Genomic DNA, 25475 nt, shown 5'->3' with positions numbered 1-25475 from the left:
TTATGAAAAAAAGATATCTAATATCGATCCTAATTATTTTATCCTTTACCTCAATATTTATCGGTGTTAAAGAAATATCTCCCTTAGATATTTTAAATTTAAATGAAGATAAGATCCAAATATTATTATTAAGTAGGCTCCCAAGGCTTGTAAGTATCATAGCAGCAGGAATGGGAATGAGCATAAGTGGTCTTATAATGCAGCAAATAACACAAAATAAATTTGTATCCCCCACGACTGCTGCAACTATAGATTCGGCTAAATTAGGGATTTTGATTTCCTTAATATTGTTTTCATCAGCGGGTTCCCTAATAAAAATGCTCATTTCTTTCACTTTTGCCCTTGGGGGAAGCTTTTTATTTTTAGGGATTTTGAAAAAGATTAAGTATAAAAATGCGATAATTGTACCTCTTTTAGGGATGATGGTCGGGAGCGTAATCGACTCCATAACTACTTTTTTTGCCTATAAATATGATTTGGTCCAAAATATTTCCTCATGGATGCAAGGAAATTTCTCCATGGTCATAAAAGGTAGGTATGAGCTTTTATATATTAGTATTCCCCTTTTGGTTATTGCATTTTTATATGCGAATCAATTTACCTTAGCTGGTATGGGGGAAGATTTTTCAAAAAATCTAGGACTTAATTACAATAGGGTTGTGGGGATAGGAATATCCATCGTTGCCTTAATATCTTCCGTAGTTGTTATCACCGTAGGTAGAATACCCTTCTTAGGCCTTATAATCCCCAATATAGTTACCATGTATCAAGGGGATAATTTGAAAAAAAGCATTTTTCCAACGGCCCTATTAGGGGCACTCTTTCTCTTATTATGTGATATCTTAGGACGGATAATAATATACCCTTATGAAATATCCATAGGCCTTACTGTGGGAGTTTTGGGAAGCTTTATTTTCCTTTACTTGATTCTTAGGAGGAATTCATAATGAAAGAAAAAAAGAAAATATACTTCCTTGGGGTTATTTTGATAATCCTATTCTCTTTATTTATTTTTATGGGATTAAATGATAGAAACCTAGGTTATGCTCTCCCCCTTCGTATAGCCAAAATAACTGCAATCATATTAACAGGATCTGCCATAGGGTTTTCTTCTACTATATTCCAGACCATAACCAACAATCGTATATTAACCCCCAGTGTACTGGGACTGGATTCCTTATATCTATTTATACAAACCTTTATTGTCTTTATATTTGGTTCTAGCTTTTTGGCTACAAGTAGTGGCAGCTTTAACTTTATCTTATCCATAGGGCTCATGGCTTTATTTTCCTTGGTAATATTTAAGCTTCTTTTTAAAAAGCAAGGGAATAACATCTTTTTTCTTTTACTTCTCGGTTTAGTTTTTGGGACATTTTTTCAAAGCATATCTTCCTTTATGCAGGTATTAATAGACCCTAATGAGTTTTTGATTGTACAAAATAAAATGTTTGCTAGTTTTAATAATGTAAATACAAAAATCCTATGGTTAGCCCTTCTTATATCGTTTTTATCTGTGGGTTACACTTATAAGTATTTAAGTAGTTTAGATGTTTTATCACTAGGGAGAGAAAATGCTATTAATCTAGGTATTGATTATGATAAAGTCGTTAAAAAAATGCTTATAGTTATTTCTATTTTGGTTTCTGTATCCACTGCCCTAGTTGGTCCTATTACCTTTTTGGGATTATTAGTGGTTAACCTTTCTAGAGAGTTTATCAAAACCTATAAGCATAAATATCTGATTATAGGTTCAATGCTTCTTGGTTCTTCCTTTCTCGTAGGTGGACAGCTTATTGCCGAAAGAATAATAAATTTTAGCACCCCCATAAGTGTAATTATTAATTTTATAGGTGGAATCTACTTTATATATCTGCTTTTAAAGGAGGAAAAAATATGATAGAAGTAAAAAATGCCCTAAAAAAATACGGCAATAAAAGTGTTGTAGATAATGTAAGTGTAAAGATAAAAAAAGGTGAAATAACTTCATTCATTGGTCCCAATGGAGCTGGTAAAAGTACCCTTTTATCTATGATGAGCAGAATTCTTGATAAAGATGGAGGAGAAATCCTTATTGATGGTAAGGAAATCAGTCAATGGGATAGCAATGAGTTGGCGAAAAAAATATCTATTTTAAAACAGACTAATCATATCAATATAAGACTTACCATCAGAGAACTTGTAAGCTTTGGGCGTTTTCCATACTCTCAAGGAAGGCTCACTAAGAAAGACTGGAAATATATAGATGAAGCCATAAGCTATATGAAGCTTTATGACATACAAGATAAGTATCTAGATGAATTAAGTGGAGGACAAAGACAAAGGGCATATATTGCCATGGTTATAGCTCAAGATACAGAATATATCCTTTTGGATGAACCCCTTAACAATCTAGATATGAAGCATTCAGTAGATATTATGAGGATACTAAAACAGTTATCTAGTGAACTTAATAAAACTGTTGTAATTGTTATCCACGATATCAACTTTGCCTCTTGTTATTCTGATTATATAGTGGCCTTAAGTAATGGCCAAATAGCAAAGGAAGGGGGCGTTAACGAAATAATAGACAAGAAAGTTCTTGAAGATATCTATGATATGGAATTCAATATCCAAGATATAGAAAACAGTAAAATATGCATTTATTACTAAATAAAATTACTAGAGGTGATAAAAATGAAAAAAACTAAAAGTTTATTTACTTTACTATCCTTATTAACTATAGCACTAGTCTTTACTGCCTGCAGCTCTAATACTAAAACAGTCAATACAACAATGGGTGAAACCATAACCATTAGCCACTTACTAGGAGAAACCACAGTAAATAAAAACCCAGAAACCGTAGTTGTATTTGATTATGGTATATTAGATTCCCTAGATAAAATGGAAGTTGAGGTAACAGGGCTCCCCAAAGCTAGCCTTCCTGCATTCCTAGATAAGTTTAATGAAAGTAAATATATAGACGTAGGGACATTAAAAGAGCCTAATTTCGAAAAAATATTCGAACTTAATCCCGATGTAATCTTTATTTCTGGAAGACAACAAGAGGCCTATGAAGAACTCTCAAAAATAGCACCCACCATATATTTTGAATTAGATGGCTCAAAGTATATGGAGTCAGTTACAAAAAACATCAAAACCTTAGGAGAAATCTTCGACAAAAAAGAATTCGTAGAAACAGAATTGGCAAATATCAATAAAGCTATAGAAGACTTAAGTAAAGAAGTAAAAAAAGATGGAAAAAATGCATTAATCCTTTTGGCTAATGATGGAGCTATCAGTGCCTACGGGCAAGACTCACGATTTGGCATCATCCATGGTGACTTTGGCTTTACCCCAGTGGATGCTCAAATAGAAGCAAGTAACCACGGCCAAAGTGTTACCTTCGAATATATTCTAGAGAAAAATCCTGATTATTTATTTATTATCGATAGAGCTGCTGTAACCGGTGGAAGCTCCTTGGCAAAACAAATCTTTGATAATGAAATCATAAAACAAACCAAGGCTTATCAAAATAATAACATCATATACCTCAATGCCCATATTTGGTATGTAGGCTCCGGTGGCCTGAATGGAACAATGAAAATGATAGACGAAATAAAATCAAATAACTGATGAACCTGGTTCATCAGTTATTTATTATCTTATTATCTTTATCTACAAATATGGTCTTAGGTTTATGGGATGTAATCTCCTCTTCCGTAAGAATACAGTAAGAAATTATAATAATTTCATCTCCTACCTGCGCCTTTCTCGCCGCTGCCCCATTTAAGCATATAATACCACTGTCTCTTTTACCTTTTATTACATAAGTTTCTAGTCTTTCTCCGTTGTTATTATTTACTACCTGTACCTTTTCTCCTTCAAAAATAGCCGCTGCTTTCATTAAGGTTTCATCAATTGTAATGCTTCCTACATAATTTAGATTTGCTTCTGTTACTTTTGCTCTATGTATTTTTGATCTCATAAAATGTAAAAACATATTCACCCTCCTATGATACAATTATCAATCAATCTAGTTTCCCCTATCTTTGCAGCTAAGGCAATAACTAATTTTTCATCTAAAGACTTGGGGGGTTCTAGGGTATTAGCATTTAAAATTTCTACATAATCTATTTCCAATATTGACTTAGTTGCCATATGTTTTTTTAGACTTTCTTTTATATCAGGAATGGAATATATATTATCTCTTATTAGTTTTTCCCCTTTTTGTAGAGTATCATAGAGTATCGTTGCTGCTTTTCTTTGCTCTTCATCTAAATATTTATTTCGTGAGCTTTTTGCTAGACCGTCATCTTCTCTTATGATGGGACAGCCGATAATATCTATATCCATATTCAAATCTTCTACCATTCTTTTTATCACAATGAGCTGCTGATAATCCTTTTCTCCAAAGAATGCTACATTAGGTTTAACAATATTAAGAAATTTGGCTACCACAGTGGCTACCCCCCTAAAATGCCCTGGCCTTTTAGCTCCACATAATACATCTGTAATTTTCTCTATGTTTAAAAATGTGTTATATCCCTTGGGATACATTTCTTTTACAAGAGGAGTAAATACTAAATCAACCCCATCCTCTTCGCAAATTTTTAAATCCCTGTCCAAATCCCTAGGATAAATTTCGTAGTCTTCTTGAGGGCCAAATTGTGTTGGATTAACAAAAATACTTACTACGACATATTCACAGCTTTCTTTTGCTTTTTTTATCAAAGACCTATGGCCTTCATGTAAAAAACCCATGGTTGGGACAAAACCTATGGTTTTCCCTTTATCTTTTATTTCCTTTACTTCTTCTTTTATTGCAGAAATCGTTTTTATTTCTTTCATATCATTACCTCGCAAATTTATTTAATATATTCCCTAATAAGTTCTTCTAGAATACCTTCATCCATCTTATAGCTATGTACTTCTTCTGGAAAGGTTCCTAGTTGAACTTCTTCTATATACTTTTTTACTGTTTCTTTCATCTTTGCACCTATATCTACATATTGTTTTACAAATTTAGGCCTCACATTTTCATACATACCAAACACATCGGCATATACTAAAACCTGACCGTCTACCCCACCTCCTGCTCCGATCCCGATAACAGGAATATCAAGGTTCTTGGCTATATGTTCTGAAAGAATATGAGGCACACATTCTAGTACAATAGAAAATACACCTGATTCCTGCAAGGCATAAGCATCTTCCAAGAGCCTTTTCGCTCCTTCAATTCTCTTACCTTGTACTTTATACCCCCCAAGTTTATGTATGGACTGTGGGGTCAAGCCTAGATGTCCCATAACAGGAATACCTGCCTTAATAATCCCCTCAATCTGAGGTATAAAATCCTTGCCCCCTTCTATTTTAACTGCTTCCGCTCCTCCTTCTTTAAGAAGCCTTCCTGCATTTTTAATACTCTCCCCTACGCTAATGTGATAAGACATAAAGGGCATATCGGCCACAATTAGAGCCCGTTCAACCCCTCTTTTTACAGCCTTTGTATGATAAATCATATCTTCTAGGGTAACAGATAGAGTATTTTCATATCCAAGCATAACCATTCCTAAGGAATCCCCGACTAATATAGCATCTACCCCTGCCCCATCGATTAGTTTTGCAGTTGTATAGTCATACGCTGTTAACATAGAAAGTTTCTTATTCTCTAGCTTTGATTGTAGAAAAGTCTTAGTTGTTGTCTTCACAATTATCCTCCTATGAACTAATGTTATAATTTATTATACAATAATAGAAATTATTTTTACATTTAATTCTTAAATAAGCAAAAATAACTGATGAAGCTAGTTCATCAGTTAAAGCTGGTTCATTAGTTAAGCAGTTAGTTATTTAATCTTATGTCTTCCCCGTTTAGAATCTTTTTCATATTTCTCATAGAACACATTTTTCCACACATTGTACAAGAATCTTCGTGTTCTGGGGTGGATTCTTTCCGATATTCTATAGCCTTTGCGGAATCTATAGCCAGATTAAACATCCTTTCCCAGTTAAGATCTGCCCTAGCTTCACTCATCTGATTATCCCAGTTTTTTGCTCCCTTTACGCCTTTGGCAATATCTGCTGCATGGGCAGCTATTCTTGTGGCTATAATGCCCTCTTTCATATCTTCTAAGGTAGGTAGTCTAAGATGTTCTGCTGGGGTTACATAGCAAAGAAAGTCTGCTCCGGTAGAGGCTGCTATGGCTCCCCCTATAGCGCTGGTAATATGGTCATATCCCGGGGCTACATCAGTTACTATGGGACCTAAAACATAGAAAGGAGCCCCATGGCATAATTTTTTTCCTATCATCATATTTCCCGCTATTTCATTTATGGGCATATGCCCTGGTCCTTCTATTATTACCTGTACATTTTTTGCCCAAGCCCTTTTTGTTAGTTCCCCTAATACAATTAGTTCTTCTATTTGGGAGGCATCGGTAGAATCGTGAATACTTCCCGGTCTTAAGGCATCTCCTAGACTTAGAGTAACATCATATTTTTCACATATTTCAAGAAGTCTATCATAGTGTTCATAAAAAGGGTTTTCTTTATTGTTCAGTTCCATCCAAGCAAACATTAAGGAACCCCCCTTGATACTATATTAGTAAGTCTCTTGTTTTTCTTTAATCTATTGGCGGTAGCCTTATTTATTCCCGCATGGATAGTCATAAAATCCACACCATCCTTAGCATGTTCTTCTACTACATCGAAAAATTCATCTTCGGTTATATCTTTCAATTCCTTTTCATAAAATCCTACAGCATCATATATAGGTACCGTTCCTACCATAGCCCGAGAAAGTTCTATAAGCTTTTGACGAAATTCCTTTGTTTTTCCATAGGAGCTTAAGTCCATAATGGATTCAGCCTTTAAATCTAGGGCATATCTTACTTTTTCTATTTCTAGGTCTATGTTGTAGCAATCTTTAGAAATTCCTAGATTTACATTAATCTTGGTTCTTAATCCTTGTCCTATTCCTTCTGGATTAAGGGATATATGATTTTTATTAGCCGGAATAACTATTTTACCATCAGCAAGTAATTCTCTTATTTTTGCTACTTCTAATTGTTCTTTTTTTGCTACTTCCTCCATTTCTTTAGTAATAATTCCCTTTTTAGCAGCATCCATTTGAGTTGTATAATTCGCACTCATTATTTTTCTCCCCTTCGTTTTTACTATCCTTAATGATAGTTCTTATGTTCTTAATCTTTTCTTTGATATTATCAGCCCCTACGATTTCAGTAACTAATGAGATGCATTTAGCACCACTTTTGACTACTTCTTCTATATTATTTTCCTTTATTCCTCCAATAGCTACATGGGGAATGCTTATATTTTCTACTATATATTGTAAATATGTAAGTCCTACGGGATTACATACATCTTTTTTGGTAAAAGTCCTATATATGGGGCCAACTCCTATGTAATCGGCACCCCTAAGAACAGCATCCCTTGCCTGTTCTGGGGAATGGGTTGATAAACCAATTATCATTTCATCTCCCACTAGTTTTCGCGCCTTTTCTATGGGCACATCATCTTGACCAATATGTAAACCATCGGCTCCCACAGCAAGAGCTATATCTATGTCATCGTTAACAATAAAAGTAACATCAAAGTCCTTGGTTAATTTTCTTATTATCTTACATTCTTTATATTTTTCTAGATTTGTTTTATCTTTTTCCCTATATTGTATAACTTTAATTCCTGCTTCTATCATTTCTTTTACCACAGTAATATTGCTTTGTCCTTTCGAATGTTCCTCTGCCGTAATACAGTATATATCTGTATTTAAAGCCCCTTTTTTTATAAATCTTGAAAAAATATTATTGTAGTTTTTCTCTAAGGCATAGATTTCGTATCTATATCCTTCATATTTTTTTGATGTCTCATATTGTCCTATTATTTTTAGATTTTCTTCTATTACTCTTAAGCCTTCTTCTACCCGTTTAAAATTTCCTGTTACTAACTGCCTTATATTAATTTTATTATCAAATTTACTTTTTTTAGATATTGTAAGTCCCAAGTCATTTTCAGAATCCCTGTAATTAATCATAACTTTATCCATAATTCCTATGGATTTTCTAATTTTATGACGAATATTTTTAATTTGCTCTGTCAAAATGGATTCTTCATAGTAAAATCTTGATAAATCTTCTAAAACCCTAAGTCCTTCTGATGTGCGATTTAGATTTGCATCTATTATTCGATAAATTTTATTCAAGAATTTCCCCCTTTCTAAGAACATATTCTAAAATAATATCTGCTTGTTTTGCCGCTGTAATATTTACCCTAGGAGAAATTGGAGGGGATTTTTCTCCTGTTTCCGTTACTAAATCTCCTACGATATAGAATTTCTCCTTTATCTTATGAACTTTTATATCATCACTTTTACCCCAACCACCTAATCCCGAGGCAGATACTAAAAATTTTCCTGAATTCATATAGGCTTCTACGATAATTTTTTTATAAATTGCCTTATCAAAGGCCTCTACAATAATATCGCAATCAGAGAATCCCAAGGAAATATTATCTTTTTCTAGTTTTAGGTCTATGGTCTCAACTTCTATATCAGGATTAATATTTAATAAATTTTCCTTTAAGATAGCTACCTTAGGTAGTCCTATTTGATGATAAAAGAAAAACTGTCTATTTAAGTTGGAAAACTCTACCTTGTCAAAGTCTATTATCTTAAAATATTTAAATCCGCATCTAACTAAATTAAAGGCACAATTTGAACCCAGTCCCCCAGCACCAGCAATACCTATCTTAACCTCTTGAATCTTTATTAAATTTACTTTTCCAATATAATCTAGTAATGCTTTTTCAAAATAATTCATAATCACCTCTTTATATAAAATGCCAATCTTTAAATACCGGCTGATATCCTAATTTGTAAATGGCTTCTTTCATTTCTCCTACATCTCTTTCATCGGATATTTCAAACTGACTTGTGTTTTCATCTTTGTGATAATGACCTCCCACCGCTGTAATGGAACCAGCAGACATCTTAGTTACTCCAAGTTGGATAATATTATTTCTAAAATCAGCATTTTCTCTAGTAGAAATAGTAATACCAACCCTGGGCATAAAAAGTCTTAAGGCTGTCATAATCTGCACCATATCCCTATCCCTTACTATTGAGCCCGGTTTATAACTTCCTACATGGGGCCTAATCCTAGGAAGAGAGACACTAATCTCCACATCTAAGTATAGATTTTGTAAATACAAAGCATGAAACCCTGTTAAAAATGCATCCCTTATCCATTCCTTATCAAGGCCTAATAATGCCCCAATATTTACAGCCCTAATATTTGCCTTACAAGCCCTTTCTGGGGCATCTAGGCGATATTTATAATCTTTCTTAGGTCCTTTTTTGTGAAGCCTATCATATAGTTTTTCATTGTATGTTTCTTGATAAACCGTTAAAAGGTCAACCCCTGCATCTATTAGGATTTCATATTCCTCCTTGGACATGGTATAAACTTCTATAGCTATAGAAGGAAAATATTTTCTAAGGATTTTTGTGCATTTACTAATATATTCTACGGTTGCAATCCCTCTAGCATCCCCTGTAAGGATTATGATATGTTTAAGTCCCGTAGAAGATATTGTTCTAGCCTCATCCTCTACTTCTTCTAGGGTTAATTGTTTTCTTTGGATGGAATTTTTGCAGTTGAAACTACAATAAACACATTGATTAGTACAATAATTAGAAAGATATAAAGGAGTATAAAGTAATATAGTTTTCCCAAAATGCTGTACTGTAAGTCTATGGGCTTTTTGTGCCATTTCCTCTAGGTAAAAAGAGGCTTGGGGTGATAGTAATATTAAAAAGTCTTCTATATCCAGTGTGCTTTTATTAATACTTTTTATAATTTGCTTATCTGTAACTTTTTTAAAAAACCTATAAAAATCAAAATCCTTATACTTTAAATATTCATTATAAAAACTCATTAAATTACCTTCTTTTTAAACTTTATAGTTAGAAGCTTCTAAAAATCCTGTTAATGGAGAAGATGCATTAGCATGACAAGATATGCCTCCTAATCCTGCAAGATATGCCTTTCTTCCTGCCTTTATACCCAATCCAAAAGCCTCTGCCATAAGGATAGGATTATTGGCACTGGCGATAGCAGTATTCAAAAGACAAGCTGCCGCCCCCATCTCCATGGCCTCACAAGCATCCGAGGGTTTGCCTATACCTGCATCTACAATTACAGGTAAAGAAATTTCCTCAATAAGAATGCGAATTAGTTCTTTTGTCTTAAGTCCCTTATTAGTCCCTATAGGAGCCCCAAGAGGCATAACAGCAGCAGCCCCTACATCTACTAAATTTTTGGCTATCATTAAATCAGGGCTTATATAAGGAAGCACTACAAATCCTTCCTTAGCTAGTACCTCTGTAGCTCTTATGGTTTCATATCCATCAGGGAGTAGATACTTATTATCAGAAATTACCTCTATCTTAATCCAATTACTACATCCCGAAGCCCTGGCTAATCTTGCAATTCTTATTGCTTCATTTGCATTTCTAGCTCCTGAAGTATTAGGTAATAACTGAATATTTTTTGGTATATAGTTCAAGATATTTTCTGAAACTTTATCAAAATCCATTCGCCTTAAGGCAACTGTTATAACCTGTGCTCCACCTCTTTCCAAAATTCTAGGTATCATTTTATCATCGGGATATTTACCAGTTCCGATAAATAAACGGCTTTGCAACTTAACTCCCCCTATTACCAATGAATCACTCATTTTATCCCCCTCCTACAAATCTTAATACCTCTAAGATATCATTTTCTTTTAATGAAACACTGCTCCACTCTTCTTTTTTAATAAGATTCGAATTATGTTCAACTACGATGGTGTCTGGGTTTAAGCCCTTGGATAAAATCAACTCCGTTAAAGTCATTTTATTTTCTAGAATTTCTTTCTTTCCGTTTAAACTAATTTCCATGGATTCACCTCCTAAGGCTAGGGGATTTTAACACAAAAAAGCCTACCCGAAGGTAAGCTTAATAATGTATAAAGTTCCCATATGCTTCCCTACGGTGGTACTAACCACATCAGGTTAAAGGGTTAGGATTTCTCCTTCTCAGCCATTCAAGGGCACCCCTAGCAATTTATTAAGTTTTGTAAAATTTCTTACTATATTAGTATAACCTTATGATTGGTATTTGTAAAGTGTTTCAATATTTCTGCCATAGTTTTTTTGTATCTTCTAGACTGGATAAAAGTATTAATAAGTTTTGTCTTTTCATTCTCATCGATTGGGCTAAGACTGCTTGCGCTACCATCATTGCAATTTGATTTTTGACGTACTCCATCATAGTTTCTGCCATATCTGCATCTCTTATACGACTTTCTGCTGCTGTTAGGTTTTCTTCATAATTTGCTAAATTGTTTAGGGTATGCCCTAATCGGTTTTGCATTGCTCCTAGTCTTGCTCTTTCCGAAGAAACTCTATCTACAGAACTATCTAAGGCACCTATAGCCATTTTGGCATCTTCTTCATTGTCAATTCTTAAATCTTTAATGCCGATATCGGTCATATCCCCAATGGTAAATTCCATAGTATTTCCCGCATTGGGCCCTACTTGAAGGGTAATTCCTTTGTCCTTTTTTGAACCATCTAAGAGAGGTTGGGTATTAAACTCTGTGTCTTTTGCAATCTGATATATAGCTTCTTTTAATTGTTGAAACTCTTCATCTAAATATCCTCTGTCCTTGTCTGTATTCGTACCATTAGCAGATTGTACTGCTAACTCCCTCATTCTTTGGAGTATAGAATGAACTTCATTCATCGCTCCTTCTGCTGTTTGGATTAAGGATATACCATCTAATGTATTTCTTTGGGCCTGCCTCACACCTCTAATTTGCGCTCTCATTTTTTCGGAGATAGCAAAACCTGCAGGGTCATCGGCAGCTGAATTAATTCTTTGACCAGTGGCCAAACGGTATGAAAGTACCTCTTGTTGTCTTCCAAGGGTATTTAAATGATTGATTATTCTAAGCTCTGCCACACAATTAATATACATAATTCCACCTGCCTTTGATATATTAGCACTTATATCTATATCGTCAGAATTAGGGGAATACTTAGTAAGTAATATTTTTGATTTCCTATTTTCTTACAATCATCTTATTTCGTAAGGTATGAAAATTAAACTTCCATTAGTTCATTTATAAAAGTATCAACTGCCGGCAATTGATTGGCTGTTCCTAAAGATATATCACAATAATCGCAAGTATCCTTAAGCACACTTGCAATATAAGGATTACGAATGATAATTCTTGTCATTCGGCCGTATCTCATAACAAAATCAATAAAGATATTAAAAATTTCATTAGCCTCGTCATGTTCTGGTGTAAGCATGCTCTGTCCTACTACGACACCATTTGAATGGTCTACTAGAAGGAGCAGTTTGGGATTAATTGGTCTATCATATTTACCATCCCTAACATACGCATTCATATATACCATATCTAATTCTAATAATATATTTATCTTAGCCTGTTTCTTCATTTTAGCCCTTAAAAGTTCATCTTCGAGAATCAATAGAGGATATTGTTTTTCTACAATAGGAAGAGGAGCACTCATATCTACCCATTCCTTCTTCTCTTCGTCATACTCATGTAGCAATGTCTGTCCTGCTCCAAAATTAACTTTAATTTCATTATTGGTATAACCTCCCAATGCCATGTAAAGCTGATGAAAAAGTTCTGTTAAAAACAATACTTCTTCTTCATCTAATATATAGGGCATATAACCCTTTTTGTATGATTCAAAATAAAGCCACTGATTTTTACCCCTGAATTTTAATCCTAGTTCCTTGATTATCTTCTTTTGTTTATTAGGTACATCTTCCCTGCTTCCCCAAAAGCAAGAAATATTGGATTGTTCAAACATGACGTATTCTGGCGGAATACCGCCTTCCCCACTTTCAACAATATCAAGATAATCCCTTAATCCCTTAAAACCTATAAAAACATTAATCCCATAGCGTTCTCTTTCCCGCCCTAAGATACTGCAAAAACAGGGTTCTTCCCTACCTGGTAGCATTATGGTAATTAACTCTACATCCCAAAAATAATCCCATGGTTTTAGCTTTCCGATTTCCATTGCTATATTATATAATTCTTTCCATTGCTCTATATTAGATTCTACTCGCATGGATTCCTCCCGTAAACAGTAGTATTATTATTTGATAATATTATACCATAAATTAATTATATAATGCACATATTATTGAGAACTTAGTCTATTTATCAAAATATCACACAATAGATAATGTTAAAAAACCATACAAAAGTTATTATTTCTTAGTTCAAGTGAATGAAGAAACTTCCTAGAAAAATAAATAAAAGCATCATATATGATGCTTTTATTTTACATAGATGAATTAATAATCCTTAACACGCCTTCTGAGGTAACCACCATGCATAAGATAAAACCTATTAGGACCGGTGGAAAAATTATTATCCCTGTAAATCTTGAAACTTGTCCAAGGAGCATAGGCATAAATGTAATTCCTATATATGCAGATGCCATTTGATATCCAATAATCTTTTGCGAATTACTAACCCCAAATCGTTTGGGCGTTTCGTGGATCATAGCAGGGTAAATCGGGGCAAAACCTAAACCTACAAGCAGTAGGCCTACTACAGGAAGTATATTCCCTAGGGGCAGTAAAACAAGTATGCTTCCTAGTAAGGATACGCCCTGCCCCAACCTTACCAAGCTTTTATTGCTCATCTTTACACTCAAAAACCCTGCAATCATCCTACCCGCTGTAATTCCTCCATAATAAAATGATATGGCCCTTGCACCCATATCCACTGCAAATCCTCTAACCGTTACCAAGTATGTGCTGCCCCAAAGTCCTGCAGTCATTTCTGCAGCACAATAAAAAAACAAGACAAAAAGCGTTAGTTTTACCCCTGACATCCTAAAAACATTTTTTGTACTTGAAATTTCCTTAGTATTTTCTGTCTTAATATCTACATTGGGATGAACCTTCTTCCATATTGGCAAACTTAGAAGTAAAATGATTGTAAGCCCTAACTGTATCACGGATATAACCTTATATCCAGTATGCCAGCCCCCTGGCTGCGCCAAATAGCTAGATACGATGATAGGGCCTAGGGTCGCTCCTAACCCCCAGCAACAATGTAGCCAATTCATATGTTTTGCATTAAAATGAATGGCCACATAGTTGTTTAGGGCTGCATCTACTGAGCCAGCACCTAACCCTAAAGGAATAGCTAAAATAATGAGCATCCAGTACTCACTTGAAAAACCAAATCCCATTAATGCAAATGCCGTTATCCCAACACTAACTAATGTAACAATCGATGTTCCAAATTTGTGTATTAATCTATCACTTACTAAACTTGAGATAATTGTACATCCAGCAATTACCATCGTAACAATACCAGCTGAGGAAGAAGATACCCCTAACTCCATATGCATCGCCGGCCATGCTGAACCTAATAATGAATCCGGAAGTCCTAAACTAATAAAAGCTAAATAAATTACAATTAAAAGTAAAGTAACCATAAGCCACCCTTTTGTACCTTTCTAATCGTGGAAAGATGAACCCCCATTAGTTCTACCTATTCTGCATTGATACATATTCCCGTCTATGGGCTACACTCTTATATGCTGGGCGGATAACCTTACCTGAGTTAACCAATTCCTCTATTCGATGAGCACCCCAACCAGCTATCCTGGAGATTGCAAAAATCGGTGTGTACAGTTCTTCAGGGATTCCTAACATATCATAAACCAACCCTGAGTAGAAATCTACATTTGCACATACTCCCTTATACATTTTTCGCTCTGAAGCTATTGCTTGTGGAGCTATTTTTTCTACTGTTCTATATAAATTAAATATCTCCTCGTATCCATTTTGCTTTGCTAACTCTTTCGCATATCCCCTTAATATTTCGGCTCTAGGGTCAGAAATAGAATACACTGCATGACCCATACCATAAATTAAGCCAGATTTATCAAAGGCTTCTTTTCTTAATAACTTGATAAGGTAATTTTTAATTTCCTCTTCATCATTCCAATCTTTGATATTCGCCTTAATATCTTGGAACATATGTTTTACCTTAATATTTGCTCCCCCGTGCCTTGGTCCCTTTAAAGCTCCAATAGCGGCAGCAATAGCGGAATAAGTGTCCGTACCTGTTGATGTCACCACATGGGTAGTAAATGAAGAGTTGTTCCCTCCCCCATGTTCCGCATGAAGTACTAGGGATAAATCCAATATGGTAGCTTCTAATTTGGTATATTTTGAATTGGGTCGAAGCATATGAAGAATATTTTCCGCAATGCTTAATTCGGGCTGAGGACTATGCAATACTAGACTCTTTTGCAAATATCTATGAACATATGATTGATATCCGTATACAGCAATTAAAGGAATTCTTGCAATTAGTTCAATACATTGTCTTAATACATTTTCTATGGAAATATCATCTGGGTTTTCATCAAAACCATATAAACTAAGGACTCCCCTTGCCAGTACATTCATAATGTCTTTGCTTGGGATTTGCAAAATAGTGTCACTGACGAAATCCTCTTGCATTTTTAAAGCATTAGTTATAAGAGCCTTAAACTCCTTGAATTCAGTTTCCGTAGGTAAATCTCCACAAATGAGTACATATGCAATTTCTTCGAATCCAAATCTACCTTCTTCTAAAAAATTCTTTGTAATATCATATATATCTATTCCGCGATAAATTAGCTGTCCTGGAACAGGAACCAATTCATTTTCACTAAGATGATAAGCGTGAACCTCACCTATTTCAGTTAATCCTGCAAGGACGCCTTTTCCACTGATATCCCTTAAGCCTCTTTTCACCTCGTATTTAGTATATAGTTCTGGGTTGATATAGCTACTTTCTCTCACTTTATTACTTAACCTGTTTAGAATAGGTTCTCTTTCTACATTTGAAAAATCTTGCTTTTTCATTCTCATCTCCCCTTAAAATATTTTTCTTATAATTTTATCACGTTATGGATAGACATTGCAAGAAAAACAAGTACATCTTTTACATAAAATGTAATTAAGGGGAGTGATTTATTCCTGTCTGTCCACATTTTATTTGTCCGTCTTCTAAAGCTATGGCTTAAATTAGTTCAAAAACTTAATATTAATGACCGTGAAATATCTCCCTTATACCCATAACAAATTCATTTTTTCCGCCTTGAGATGGGTGTCTTACCTTATTGCAGCTAATACCTAACTTATTAAGAGTTTCATAAGCCTTATTGCCTACTGCAATAACCTTTTTAATATGAAACATTTTTATTATTCGAAGGAGGGGCTTCTGCCCTATTAAAAGTTCCTGCTTTAAGGGAGCTCTATTGCTTTTTTCGTTGTCTTTTTTGTGGGGATGAAAAGGAAATGCATTCCATCCAAGGGCTACTGCATCATGTTTTATAAGGGTCTCCCATATGATGGTAGCTGTGGCCTCTTTGAGTAGCTTTTCTTTATTTGATGCCAACCTATATCCCTTTTCCTTCCCAAACAGCCCTAATCCCTCCATATTGTTCATAAGCAAATGTTCACTAGTAAAGGGAACCCCTGTAAGTCGACATCCCCTGTATCCCGGCGCCTCTCCTACCAATATAACTTTAGGTTTTAACTCATACATTTGATTTAGATAAATCAAAAGGTTATCTCTTCTTATAGAGTTTTCCTGATATTGATAGGAATATTGATTGTATACATTTGGGGTTACATCAGTAAATGCTAGTTCTTCCACAAAACCTGCAATAACTGATGAAGCAGCTTCATCAGTTATTGCAGGTTTTCTTGTGTATTCCATCTTTGCTCCTCCTCATAGGGCTATAATACGCTTTAATGTAATATGAATGCCAATAACTAATTTAAATTATAAATACCTATACTCTCTAGATAGTACGATTTCTTTTTTTAATCTTATATCCTTTACAGAACTTCCTACCAAAATAGAAAATTCCCCAGGTTCAACATAAAAACTTTTCTTATTTTCATCATAATACCCAAAAGCAGTCTTATCTAATCTAAATCTAATTTCTTTTTCCTCTTCTGGATTAAGGTTTGTTTTTTCGTATGCTTTTAACTCTTTTTTAGGACGTTTTAGGGAAGCTTCTTTATCGTTGGTATATACTTGCACAACTTCAGCCCCTACCTGCTTACCTATGTTTTTTATTTTTAAACTTAGGAATACCTCTAAATCTTTTTCTTTTTCCTCTACAAAAATCTGTAAATCCTTGTATTCAAATGTAGTATAAGATAATCCATGACCAAAACAAAATTGTGGCTCTATTCTATAAGTTTCAAAATATCGATACCCTACAAATATATCTTCATTATATTTGACATTATCTCCCCCAGGGAATTCTCCAAAATGATGGGCGGGAGAATCTTCTAATTTCTTAGGGAGTGTTTCCGGAAGTTTTCCTGATGGATTGACTTCCCCAAAAAGGACTTCTGCTAGGGCTATACCTCCCTCCATACCGGCATACCAACTATATATTATGCTTTTTGCTTTATCTGCCCAAGAACTCATATCTACGGGGGAACCGGCAACCATTACAACTATTGCATTCTTATTTGCTTTTAATACTGCTTCTATAAGCTCATCTTGTCCGTAAGGAAGTTTCATATCCTCCTTGTCCTTTCCTTCGGAATCAAAGTCATGGTTTAGACCTCCAAATAGAACAACTGCATCGGATCCTTTTGCAATTGCAACTGCTTCCTCTAGAAGTTCCTTACGCTTTGTTAGTATAGATTTGCTTAATTCTTCTTGGTATTTTTCTTTCGAAATCCTTTCTTCTAAGCTATTGGCTTGCCAATTAATTTCTTCATCCTTTTCTTTTTTATCTACGTAATATCCCCTAGCAAATTTTACATCCACATTGCCACCTAATTTCATTTTAAGGCCCATTAGAGGTGTAATTTCGTATAGAGTCTTGATTTCTGCACTACCTCCTCCATCTGAATGGATCCTATTGGCATTATCTCCTATAACAGCTAAGGTTTTTATTTTTTTGGGGTTTAAGGGCAATATTTCATCCTCATTCTTTAAAAGCACTATTGACTCTTTTGCCACCTCTAATATCTTTTTTCTATGCCCTGGAGTATTATAGGTTCCCGATTTTCTTTCTCCATCCAGCATATTAAGCCGTTCCATCAATCTAAGGATATTTCTTACTTTTTGCTCTATTACTGTTTCTTCTACTTCCCCTCTTTTTACTGCTTGAAGCAAGGGATTTGCCATATAATAATTATCAAAATTATTCTCAACAGACATCTCTATGTCAAGACCATTATATGCTGCCTCTCTTGTGTCATGGACACCACCCCAATCAGAAATAACGGTCCCATCAAAGCCCCATTCTTTCCTGAGAACTTCATTAAGTAGATAATCATTGTGGCAGCAATACTGGCCCCTGAATTTATTATAAGCCCCCATTATGGTCTTGGTTTTTGCTTTCCTAACAGCTGCCTTAAATCCTGGGAAATAAATTTCCCTTAAGGCCCTATCACTAACTTCTACATTAACGTCCAACCTTCTTGTTTCTTGATTATTTGCAACAAAATGTTTCACACAGGCTGCTACATCATTTTCTTCTATTCCTTTTATAAGAGGAACCACTGTTTCCGATATAAGATATGGATCCTCACTCATATATTCAAAATTACGGCCGCATAAGGGAGTTCTCAAAATATTAATCCCCGGTGCTAAGATGACATCTTTCCCCCGGCCCCTTGCTTCTTCTCCTAAAACCTGTCCAATTTCATATGCCAATTTTCTATTCCAGGTAGCGGCAAGGGCTGTATTACTTGGAAGATAGGAGACATAGTCATCAGAATTGCCTATAGGTTTCCAAGAATTGTCTTCAAATTCATTACGGACTCCCATGGGTCCATCGGACATCTTAAGGGGTGGAATCCCAAGTCTTTCTACTCCCTTTGTGCGAAAGATTCCTTCCCCGTGTATCATGCCTATCTTTTCCTCTAAAGTTAATTCCCTAAGTAGCTGCTCAATCCTTGTCTCATTCATAGTATCCCTCCTGCTTAATAAGAAATCTTTGTATTCATTATATAAAAAGTGTGGTAGATAATCTACCACACTTTTTAAACATTCCTTCTTTAATATTTACTTCATATTATATAACTTTGCCAACTTTCCGAATGCTGGTAAAGAATTTTTTATTTTTTCGTAAGAAATACAATAGGCAAGTCTTACATGCCCCGGACAACCAAAGGCAGAACCGGGTACTAGTAGGAGATTAAACTGTTTTGCATCTTCACAAAACTTTTTATCATCGGCAATAGGAGTTCTTGGAAATAAGTAAAATGCTCCCTCTGGCTTGATACATTTGAAACCTAAATCTACTAAATAATCGTATAATAAATCCCGATTCTTCTTATAGACATTAATATCCACTTCAGATTCTAGACAGTCTGCAATAACTCTTTGAAATAAAGAAGGGGCATTGACAAATCCAAGAATTCTATTGGCAACATTAAGGGCCGCCATAATATTTTCATAATCATCCATTTTAGGATTTGAAACTATGTATCCTATTCTTTCCCCTGGAAGGGATAAAGATTTACTATAGGAATATCCGATAAAAGAATTCTTATAATATTTTAAAACATAAGGAACTTCTACCCCATCATATACAATTTCCCTATAGGGTTCATCAGATATAAGGTATATGCTAGTTCCTAATTCTTTTTCTTTTTCTAAAAGAGTTGCTGCTAACTTTTTCATTGCCTCGTCAGAATATACTACCCCTGTAGGGTTATTAGGGGAGTTAATAATTACTGCCTTAGTTTTTTCCGTGATTTTTCCTTTTAAGGCTTCGATATTAGGTTCGAAGGTGTCAATATCAGGGGAAACGACTACCAATTTACCATCAAAATTATTTACATAATTTCTGTATTCCCCAAAAAAAGGTGCAAAAACAATGACCTCATCCTCTGGATTTAGGAGGGTCTTAAGTAGAATATTAAGCCCCCCTGCTGCTCCACAGGTCATAACAATACTATCTAATGATAAGTTTAAATTGTGTTTTTTATTAATAAAGTTAGAAATCTTTGTTCTAACATCTTCATATCCTGAATTATTCATGTACCCATGAACAAGATTAGGAGCCTCACTATTGAGTATATTTTGAATTGAATCCTTTATATTTTTTGGTGGCTCTACATTAGGGTTTCCTAAACTAAAATCAAATACATTTTCTTCTCCATGAATACTTGCTAATCTTTTACCTTCTTCGAACATTGCTCTTATGGTAGAACTATTAGCTACTAGAGTTTTCATTTTATTCGATATCATATTTGCTCTCCTCTTCAATACAAAATTCATTTTTTAAAATATATAGATAACATTGTACTATTAATCCCTTACAAAATCAATAAAATGGGGTTCACTTAATTCATCTGTTTTTCAATGTAAAATGTAGTTTTCTGCCCTATCGTCAAAATGGATCCTAAATCAATCAAAGGTCTTGTTTTATCATATATTATCTTTAATCCCCTTTTATCTATAAAATCTTTTACCCTTTTATAATCCGGATGCTTAGTGATATCCCCAGTAAAATACATTGTATCTTTAATTCTTCCCCCACATCCTCCGATAAAACCAGAAGATTGCCCGGGTAATATTATAAATCCTGGCTGAATCAAACAAACATCTATCTTTTGGGACGAACATACCTTAGCAATACCTACATCAGAAGTTATAATACTCTTACTATCTATGGGGAGAGTACAACATCTAGTATATCCTTGGTTAACATGAATAAGTTTTTTATTTAGTTTTTTCATATCCTCCAAAATGCGAGGGGTGGTATGCTTTAAATTATGAATAAAGTATTCTCCCATCATTACTGCATTAAACCTTACGGATTGAGGGTATCTATACCCTAATTGCCCTTCTAGAATTTCGATTTGGATTAATGTATCTTCTAATTTATCCTTAATGAGTTCATGCTGTTCTTTTGATATATAGATTTTTTCATTACTACAAAATAAGAATATATCAGGGTGATGGTTTATACTTTCGTAGACAATATCCAGTGATTTTATTTCTATAACTTTATCTAAACCTTGAAGTACTTCCTTCAAATTATTTGAAGTATTTTGGGATACAAATATCATTTAGAGTTTTCCCCTCGCTTTCAAAAATCATTGAAGCTGGTTCATCAGTTATTGGTTTATCAGTTATTTTGAATTCGATGGGTATCCCCTTTTTTTGTATTATCTTTTTGTATTTTCTTTTATGTCCTATGAGGCTCTGATATGCTTTCTGGTTTGCATATATTATGAGGGGCATCCCCCCACTGTTTTTGTATACTTTGATTATTTCTTCGTGGAGCATTTTTTCTTCTACTAATTGTCTAAAGGCAGGATGATAGGGCCCTGCCACAATCCCCTTGCCCAAGTTTACTTCTTCTGAAGCTTGAAGTCCTACCCTAAGTACAGTTATATCTTCATTGTAAAACAAGGGAAGTATTTGACATGTCCAGTCAATTGCTTCATCTAGGGTTAAGGGAGTGTATTCCCCTTTGTAATATAGGGTTTCAAGCTCTGTATCTTTCATTATAACTGTCGGGTATATCCTGGTAGTTTTGGGATTCATAGATATAATTTGATTAGCTGTAATTATACTCTTTTTTAAGGTATCCCCTGGAAGACCAAGCATCATTTGAAGCCCCAACTCAATGGGAGCTTTCTTTATGAGAGAAACAGCCCTATATACATCTTCTACTTTATGATTTCTACGGCTTAATTGTAGCACCTTTTCATCTAGGGATTGGACTCCTAATTCTACTGCCTTAACAGGATAATTTAATAAAAGGTCCAATATTTCTTCATTGATATAATCAGGTCTTGTGGATATTCTAATACCTTCTAGATTATATTTAGTTATATATCTTGTAGCTATTTCTAGATAGTTTTTTTGAATAATAGGGTTAATTCCCGTAAAACTTCCCCCAAAAAAAGCAATTTCAATTATCTTATCTTGATTATAATCTACTAAATAACTCTCTATGAGGTTACAAATTTGAGCTTCATCAAAGGTATCCTTTACACCTGTTATTCGTTTTTGATTACAAAATATACAGTCATTAGGGCATCCTTGATGGGATACGAATATGGGAATAATCATTTTCTTTTTTATCATTATCTCACCCGTTATATTATTAATCTCTAGTACTAATTAAGACCTATGTAAAGTCATGGGTTTTTAATTATACTATATGATTATTTTATATTTTAAAGTTTATTATAGCAAATATATCTTTGATATTTACAAGGTTAAGTTTTATAATTGTAATATATTAAGATTAATATATCTTTACTTGAATAAATGTAAATAAATTGTTATAATTTTTATTTATAATCATGAATATTTAAACTTAGGAGGCTAAAAATGAATTCATCAAAAAAAATACTTGTTTTTGGCAAAACTATTGCATTAGTATTGTCCATACTTACTTTTCTTTCCCCATTTTCTATATTTGCTTCTTCAAACAACAGCTTTATTGTGGGAAAGAGCTACTTTGGATTTCGACTTCTTGAGGAAAGCATAATTGATGAGATTGATTCTATAGTAAGGGTCTTTGAACATACTAAAACTGGGGCAAAATTAATTTCCTTAAATAACGATGATGATAATAAAGTATTTACTATTAATTTTAGAACACCTCAAGAAAATAGTACAGGAATTCCTCACATCATCGAACATTCCGTATTGGATGGCTCTAAAAACTTTCCTATAAAATCCCCTTTTGGAGAAATGGGAAAACGCTCCTTGTCTACATTCCTAAATGCTCTTACCCATTCAGACCGCACGGCTTATCCAGTGTCCAGTAGAAACGAAAAAGATTTTAAAAACCTCATGAATGTATATTTAGATGCAGTGTTCTACCCTAATTTCCTTCATGATGAAAGGATTTTTATGCAGGAAGGTTGGAGCTATTCCTTAAATAGTGTGAATGATGAAATCACATACAATGGTGTGGTCTATAATGAAATGCAAGGTAGCTATTCTAATCCATCTAAAGTTTTATATAACCAAATTATGAAGTCTCTATATCCAGACACCATTTATTCTAATGATTCTAGCGGAGATCCTAGTGAAATTCCAAATTTAGCTTATGAAGAATATGTTAATTTCCATAAAACTTATTATCACCCATCTAATAGCTTTATGTATTTATACGGAAACTTAAATCTTCTAGATACCCTAAAATTTATTGATGAAGAATATTTAAATCAATTTAACAAAAAGGAAATAGATTCTGTTATTTCTATGCAAAAACCTTTTTGTGAAAGAGTCTATGAAGAGGCTTTTTATAGCCTTCCTGAAAATACAGATCCCACAAACAAATCTTATCTAAGCTTAAACTATGTAGTGGGTGATACTAAGGATAAAGAATTATATTTAGGATTTTCTATTTTATCAAGCCTATTGCTTAATGGAAATTCATCGCCCCTAAAATTAGCATTGCAACAGGAAGGGATAGGAACTAACATATATGGACAGTATTCTGCATCTCAAATTCAACCTTTTTTTAGCATCATTATTGAAAACGCCTCAAAGGAAAATGCTATAATGTTTGAGCAATCCGTGGAAAATAATTTGAATCAGTTGGTAAAGAAGGGACTTGATAAGAATTTAATTAATTCCGTTATAAGTTCTCTAGAAATCAATCTGAGAGCTTCTAAATCCTCTGCCGATAGAGGTCTTGGCTTCAATGACAATATAATGACTGCTTGGAATTATGATATGGACCCCACCCTATATCTTACCTTCGAAAAAGAATTAAGTAACATCAAAAAGAAAGCTGAAAATGGATACTTTGAGGAATTAATAGAGAAATATCTTATAAATAATCCCCATAGCTCTCTAGTTATACTAAATCCAATAATGGGGCTTGAAACGCAAAATCAGATTAAGCTTCAAGATAAGTTAAAGGAATATAAGGAAAGTCTTTCAGAAAAAGAATTACTTAGTTTAGTAGAGCAAACTAAGGAAATAGAGGCATGGAAGAATACTCCAAACTCTAAAGAAGATTTAGCTAAACTTCCTTCCCTATCTTTAGATGATATAGATATTAAAGAAAATCCATTCCCTACTGATGTCGAGAAGTTAGACGAAATCACTATATTAAACCATCCTTTGTATACCAATAAAATTGCATATATTAATTTTTACTTTGATACTACAAAAATTTCGCAGGAAAAACTTTCTTATCTATTTTTGTTACCGAATATAATTGGAATGGTAGATACAGAAAATTATACTTATCAAGATTTATTTACGAATATCATGGCTAATGTTGGGCAGTTCAATTGCTATCCAGCCGTATATACGGATTACGAAGACTATAAACTCATTCACCCCAAAATGGTAATTTCCACTTATACATTATCAAGTAATGTAAGTTCTTTACTAAGTCTTCTAGATGAAATAGTTAATAAAAGCAAATTGGATAATGTAGAAAGATTAAAAGAAGTTATTTCAGAAATTAGAGGTGATTATGAGACTGCCCTTAATAGTAATGGTATAAATATAGCAAAAAGCCAGCTAGAAAGTTATTTCTTGCAAGCATCACGGTATGAAAACCTAGGTACTTTAGAGCAATATCAATTTATATTACAAATACAAGAAGAACTAAATACTAATCCTGAAAATGTGATTAAAAATCTCCAAGAGGTGCACTCCTTGGCATTTGATAGAAAAAATCTCTTAATAGGGGTTACCGTAGATTCATCAGAGTATAACAATATCAGAAAATCTTTGATTCATTTTTCAGAGACTTTAAAAACCTCTGATTTGGAACCTCAAACATATTATTTCCCCGCTTCTTCTACAAAACAAGGAGTTATAAATGGAGAAAAAATTCAATATGTTGGCAAAGGATATAATTTTAGAGATTTGGGCTATGACTACAGTGGAAAGATGCAGGTTCTGCGAAATATTATTGCTTTAGAATATTTATGGAATGAACTAAGGGTAAAGGGAGGAGCTTATGACTTTCTTCCAAATATCAGTGAAAATGGTAACCTTTATTTCATTACCTATAGAGATCCTAACCTAAAAGAAAGTTTATCAGTGTTTGATAAAATTCCTGCATTTTTAAATACCTTCAATGCAGATGAACAAGAAATGACAAACTATATAATTGGCACTTTTAAAAACTATGATCCCCTTTTAAACCCCTCTCAAAAAGGAGATATAGGAGATTCTTTCTATATAACGGGTAAGAGTAATAAAGATTATATAAAGGAACAAAAGGAAATTCTAAATACTACTACTAAAGACATTAAAAATTATGCTATACTTATAGCAGATGTTATGAAACAAGACAATTACTGTATCGTAGGCAATGAAGGCAAAATTAAAGAAAGCAAAGAAATATTTGATGAAGTTTTGGAAGTTTTTAATATTAATTAGTATATAAGGGGGTT

General features: G+C 33.8%; 22 protein-coding genes, 1 pseudogene and 1 riboswitch. Of the genes and pseudogenes, 5 read left to right on the top strand and 18 right to left on the bottom strand.

Annotation, left to right across the window (positions count from 1 at the left end; genetic code table 11):
* Positions 1–2: 2 nt before the first annotated feature.
* The 4 genes from GX308_09400 to GX308_09385 are packed head-to-tail and all read left to right on the top strand — an operon-like array spanning position 3 to position 3612.
* The gene (locus GX308_09400; GenBank protein ID NLK22266.1) at positions 3–947 is read left to right on the top strand and encodes an ABC transporter permease; all 945 of its coding nucleotides are present in this window, start codon (positions 3–5) and stop codon (positions 945–947) included.
* Complete coding sequence (locus GX308_09395) at positions 947–1897, top strand: iron chelate uptake ABC transporter family permease subunit (protein NLK22265.1); 951 nt, start codon at positions 947–949, stop codon at positions 1895–1897. The genes GX308_09400 and GX308_09395 overlap by 1 nt, the downstream gene beginning before the upstream one ends.
* A complete protein-coding gene (locus GX308_09390; GenBank protein NLK22264.1) occupies positions 1894–2649 on the top strand; it encodes an ABC transporter ATP-binding protein in 756 nt (251 codons plus the stop codon). Before GX308_09395 ends, GX308_09390 begins: the two co-directional genes overlap by 4 nt.
* Positions 2650–2673: 24 nt before the next feature.
* Positions 2674–3612, top strand: coding sequence for a siderophore ABC transporter substrate-binding protein (locus GX308_09385; protein ID NLK22263.1), 939 nt, complete (start codon positions 2674–2676; stop codon positions 3610–3612).
* Positions 3613–3625: 13 nt separating this feature from the next.
* Here GX308_09385 and GX308_09380 read toward each other — a convergent pair whose 3' ends face one another.
* From GX308_09380 to GX308_09295, 18 genes and pseudogenes are all read right to left on the bottom strand, one after another.
* Positions 3626–3979, bottom strand: coding sequence for an aspartate 1-decarboxylase (locus GX308_09380; protein NLK22262.1), 354 nt, complete (start codon positions 3977–3979; stop codon positions 3626–3628).
* A 2-nt stretch (positions 3980–3981) separates the two neighbouring features.
* A complete protein-coding gene (locus GX308_09375; protein NLK22261.1) occupies positions 3982–4827 on the bottom strand; it encodes a pantoate--beta-alanine ligase in 846 nt (281 codons plus the stop codon).
* A 17-nt stretch (positions 4828–4844) separates the two neighbouring features.
* Positions 4845–5687, bottom strand: a complete 843-nt coding sequence (gene panB, locus GX308_09370) for a 3-methyl-2-oxobutanoate hydroxymethyltransferase (GenBank protein ID NLK22260.1) — start codon at positions 5685–5687, stop codon at positions 4845–4847.
* A 134-nt stretch (positions 5688–5821) separates the two neighbouring features.
* Positions 5822–7131 (bottom strand): annotated as a pseudogene (thiC, locus tag GX308_09365) (phosphomethylpyrimidine synthase ThiC).
* Positions 7094–8224, bottom strand: a complete 1131-nt coding sequence (locus GX308_09360) for a thiamine phosphate synthase (GenBank protein ID NLK22259.1) — start codon at positions 8222–8224, stop codon at positions 7094–7096. Before GX308_09360 ends, thiC begins: the two are co-directional and overlap by 38 nt.
* Positions 8193–8816, bottom strand: coding sequence for a sulfur carrier protein ThiS adenylyltransferase ThiF (gene thiF / locus GX308_09355; GenBank protein ID NLK22258.1), 624 nt, complete (start codon positions 8814–8816; stop codon positions 8193–8195). The genes GX308_09360 and thiF overlap by 32 nt, the downstream gene beginning before the upstream one ends.
* Positions 8817–8826: 10 nt before the next feature.
* Positions 8827–9933, bottom strand: coding sequence for a 2-iminoacetate synthase ThiH (thiH, locus tag GX308_09350; protein NLK22257.1), 1107 nt, complete (start codon positions 9931–9933; stop codon positions 8827–8829).
* 15 nt (positions 9934–9948) lie between these two features.
* Positions 9949–10734 (bottom strand): thiazole synthase, encoded by a 786-nt coding sequence (locus tag GX308_09345; GenBank protein NLK22256.1) that lies wholly within the window; start codon positions 10732–10734, stop codon positions 9949–9951.
* 1 nt (position 10735) lies between these two features.
* Positions 10736–10936, bottom strand: a complete 201-nt coding sequence (gene thiS / locus GX308_09340) for a sulfur carrier protein ThiS (GenBank protein NLK22255.1) — start codon at positions 10934–10936, stop codon at positions 10736–10738.
* A 69-nt stretch (positions 10937–11005) separates the two neighbouring features.
* Positions 11006–11106, bottom strand: a riboswitch (TPP riboswitch).
* 62 nt (positions 11107–11168) lie between these two features.
* Positions 11169–12017, bottom strand: coding sequence for a flagellin (locus GX308_09335; protein NLK22254.1), 849 nt, complete (start codon positions 12015–12017; stop codon positions 11169–11171).
* A 125-nt stretch (positions 12018–12142) separates the two neighbouring features.
* The gene (locus GX308_09330) at positions 12143–13153 is read right to left on the bottom strand and encodes a hypothetical protein (GenBank protein NLK22253.1); all 1011 of its coding nucleotides are present in this window, start codon (positions 13151–13153) and stop codon (positions 12143–12145) included.
* Between the two features lie 216 nt (positions 13154–13369).
* On the bottom strand, positions 13370–14539 hold the full coding sequence (locus GX308_09325) for an MFS transporter (protein NLK22252.1): 1170 nt from the start codon (positions 14537–14539) through the stop codon (positions 13370–13372).
* Between the two features lie 52 nt (positions 14540–14591).
* The gene (locus GX308_09320; GenBank protein ID NLK22251.1) at positions 14592–15962 is read right to left on the bottom strand and encodes a citrate/2-methylcitrate synthase; all 1371 of its coding nucleotides are present in this window, start codon (positions 15960–15962) and stop codon (positions 14592–14594) included.
* Between the two features lie 181 nt (positions 15963–16143).
* Positions 16144–16821 carry a uracil-DNA glycosylase gene (locus GX308_09315; protein ID NLK22250.1) on the bottom strand — a complete coding sequence of 226 codons (678 nt, stop codon included), beginning with the start codon at positions 16819–16821 and terminating at the stop codon, positions 16144–16146.
* Between the two features lie 66 nt (positions 16822–16887).
* A complete protein-coding gene (locus GX308_09310) occupies positions 16888–19044 on the bottom strand; it encodes a glycosyl hydrolase (protein NLK22249.1) in 2157 nt (718 codons plus the stop codon).
* A gap of 96 nt (positions 19045–19140) precedes the next feature.
* A complete protein-coding gene (locus GX308_09305) occupies positions 19141–20331 on the bottom strand; it encodes a pyridoxal phosphate-dependent aminotransferase (GenBank protein NLK22248.1) in 1191 nt (396 codons plus the stop codon).
* A 95-nt stretch (positions 20332–20426) separates the two neighbouring features.
* Positions 20427–21155: a hypothetical protein gene (locus GX308_09300; protein ID NLK22247.1), complete on the bottom strand. Its 729-nt coding sequence runs from the start codon at positions 21153–21155 to the stop codon at positions 20427–20429.
* Entirely contained in the window at positions 21124–22182 is a 1059-nt protein-coding gene (locus GX308_09295) for a radical SAM protein (protein NLK22246.1), read from the bottom strand. Before GX308_09295 ends, GX308_09300 begins: the two co-directional genes overlap by 32 nt.
* A 249-nt stretch (positions 22183–22431) precedes the next feature.
* On the opposite strand from GX308_09295, the gene GX308_09290 reads away from it, so the two are divergent.
* A complete protein-coding gene (locus tag GX308_09290) occupies positions 22432–25461 on the top strand; it encodes an insulinase family protein (GenBank protein NLK22245.1) in 3030 nt (1009 codons plus the stop codon).
* The last annotated feature ends 14 nt before the right edge of the window (positions 25462–25475 follow it).

The sequence above is a fragment of the Candidatus Epulonipiscium sp. genome (genome assembly GCA_012519205.1).
Lineage (GTDB): Bacteria > Bacillota > Clostridia > Lachnospirales > Defluviitaleaceae > JAAYQR01.
The sequence above is the reverse complement of the archived record's forward strand: the minus strand, read 5'-3'. Positions and strand labels throughout refer to the sequence as shown.

Bases quoted from the DNA above. Each gene is read 5' to 3' on its own strand.
- GX308_09400 (NLK22266.1), top strand. From the start codon at position 3: ATGAAAAAAAGATATCTAATATCGATCCTAATTATTTTATCCTTTACC.
- GX308_09395 (NLK22265.1), top strand. From the start codon at position 947: ATGAAAGAAAAAAAGAAAATATACTTCCTTGGGGTTATTTTGATAATC.
- GX308_09390 (NLK22264.1), top strand. From the start codon at position 1,894: ATGATAGAAGTAAAAAATGCCCTAAAAAAATACGGCAATAAAAGTGTT.
- GX308_09385 (NLK22263.1), top strand. From the start codon at position 2,674: ATGAAAAAAACTAAAAGTTTATTTACTTTACTATCCTTATTAACTATA.
- GX308_09380 (NLK22262.1), bottom strand. From the start codon at position 3,979: ATGTTTTTACATTTTATGAGATCAAAAATACATAGAGCAAAAGTAACA.
- GX308_09375 (NLK22261.1), bottom strand. From the start codon at position 4,827: ATGAAAGAAATAAAAACGATTTCTGCAATAAAAGAAGAAGTAAAGGAA.
- GX308_09360 (NLK22259.1), bottom strand. From the start codon at position 8,224: ATGTTCTTAGAAAGGGGGAAATTCTTGAATAAAATTTATCGAATAATA.
- thiF (NLK22258.1), bottom strand. From the start codon at position 8,816: ATGAATTATTTTGAAAAAGCATTACTAGATTATATTGGAAAAGTAAAT.
- thiH (NLK22257.1), bottom strand. From the start codon at position 9,933: ATGAGTTTTTATAATGAATATTTAAAGTATAAGGATTTTGATTTTTAT.
- GX308_09345 (NLK22256.1), bottom strand. From the start codon at position 10,734: ATGAGTGATTCATTGGTAATAGGGGGAGTTAAGTTGCAAAGCCGTTTA.
- thiS (NLK22255.1), bottom strand. From the start codon at position 10,936: ATGGAAATTAGTTTAAACGGAAAGAAAGAAATTCTAGAAAATAAAATG.
- GX308_09335 (NLK22254.1), bottom strand. From the start codon at position 12,017: ATGTATATTAATTGTGTGGCAGAGCTTAGAATAATCAATCATTTAAAT.
- GX308_09330 (NLK22253.1), bottom strand. From the start codon at position 13,153: ATGCGAGTAGAATCTAATATAGAGCAATGGAAAGAATTATATAATATA.
- GX308_09325 (NLK22252.1), bottom strand. From the start codon at position 14,539: ATGGTTACTTTACTTTTAATTGTAATTTATTTAGCTTTTATTAGTTTA.
- GX308_09320 (NLK22251.1), bottom strand. From the start codon at position 15,962: ATGAAAAAGCAAGATTTTTCAAATGTAGAAAGAGAACCTATTCTAAAC.
- GX308_09315 (NLK22250.1), bottom strand. From the start codon at position 16,821: ATGGAATACACAAGAAAACCTGCAATAACTGATGAAGCTGCTTCATCA.
- GX308_09310 (NLK22249.1), bottom strand. From the start codon at position 19,044: ATGAATGAGACAAGGATTGAGCAGCTACTTAGGGAATTAACTTTAGAG.
- GX308_09305 (NLK22248.1), bottom strand. From the start codon at position 20,331: ATGATATCGAATAAAATGAAAACTCTAGTAGCTAATAGTTCTACCATA.
- GX308_09300 (NLK22247.1), bottom strand. From the start codon at position 21,155: ATGATATTTGTATCCCAAAATACTTCAAATAATTTGAAGGAAGTACTT.
- GX308_09295 (NLK22246.1), bottom strand. From the start codon at position 22,182: ATGATAAAAAAGAAAATGATTATTCCCATATTCGTATCCCATCAAGGA.
- GX308_09290 (NLK22245.1), top strand. From the start codon at position 22,432: ATGAATTCATCAAAAAAAATACTTGTTTTTGGCAAAACTATTGCATTA.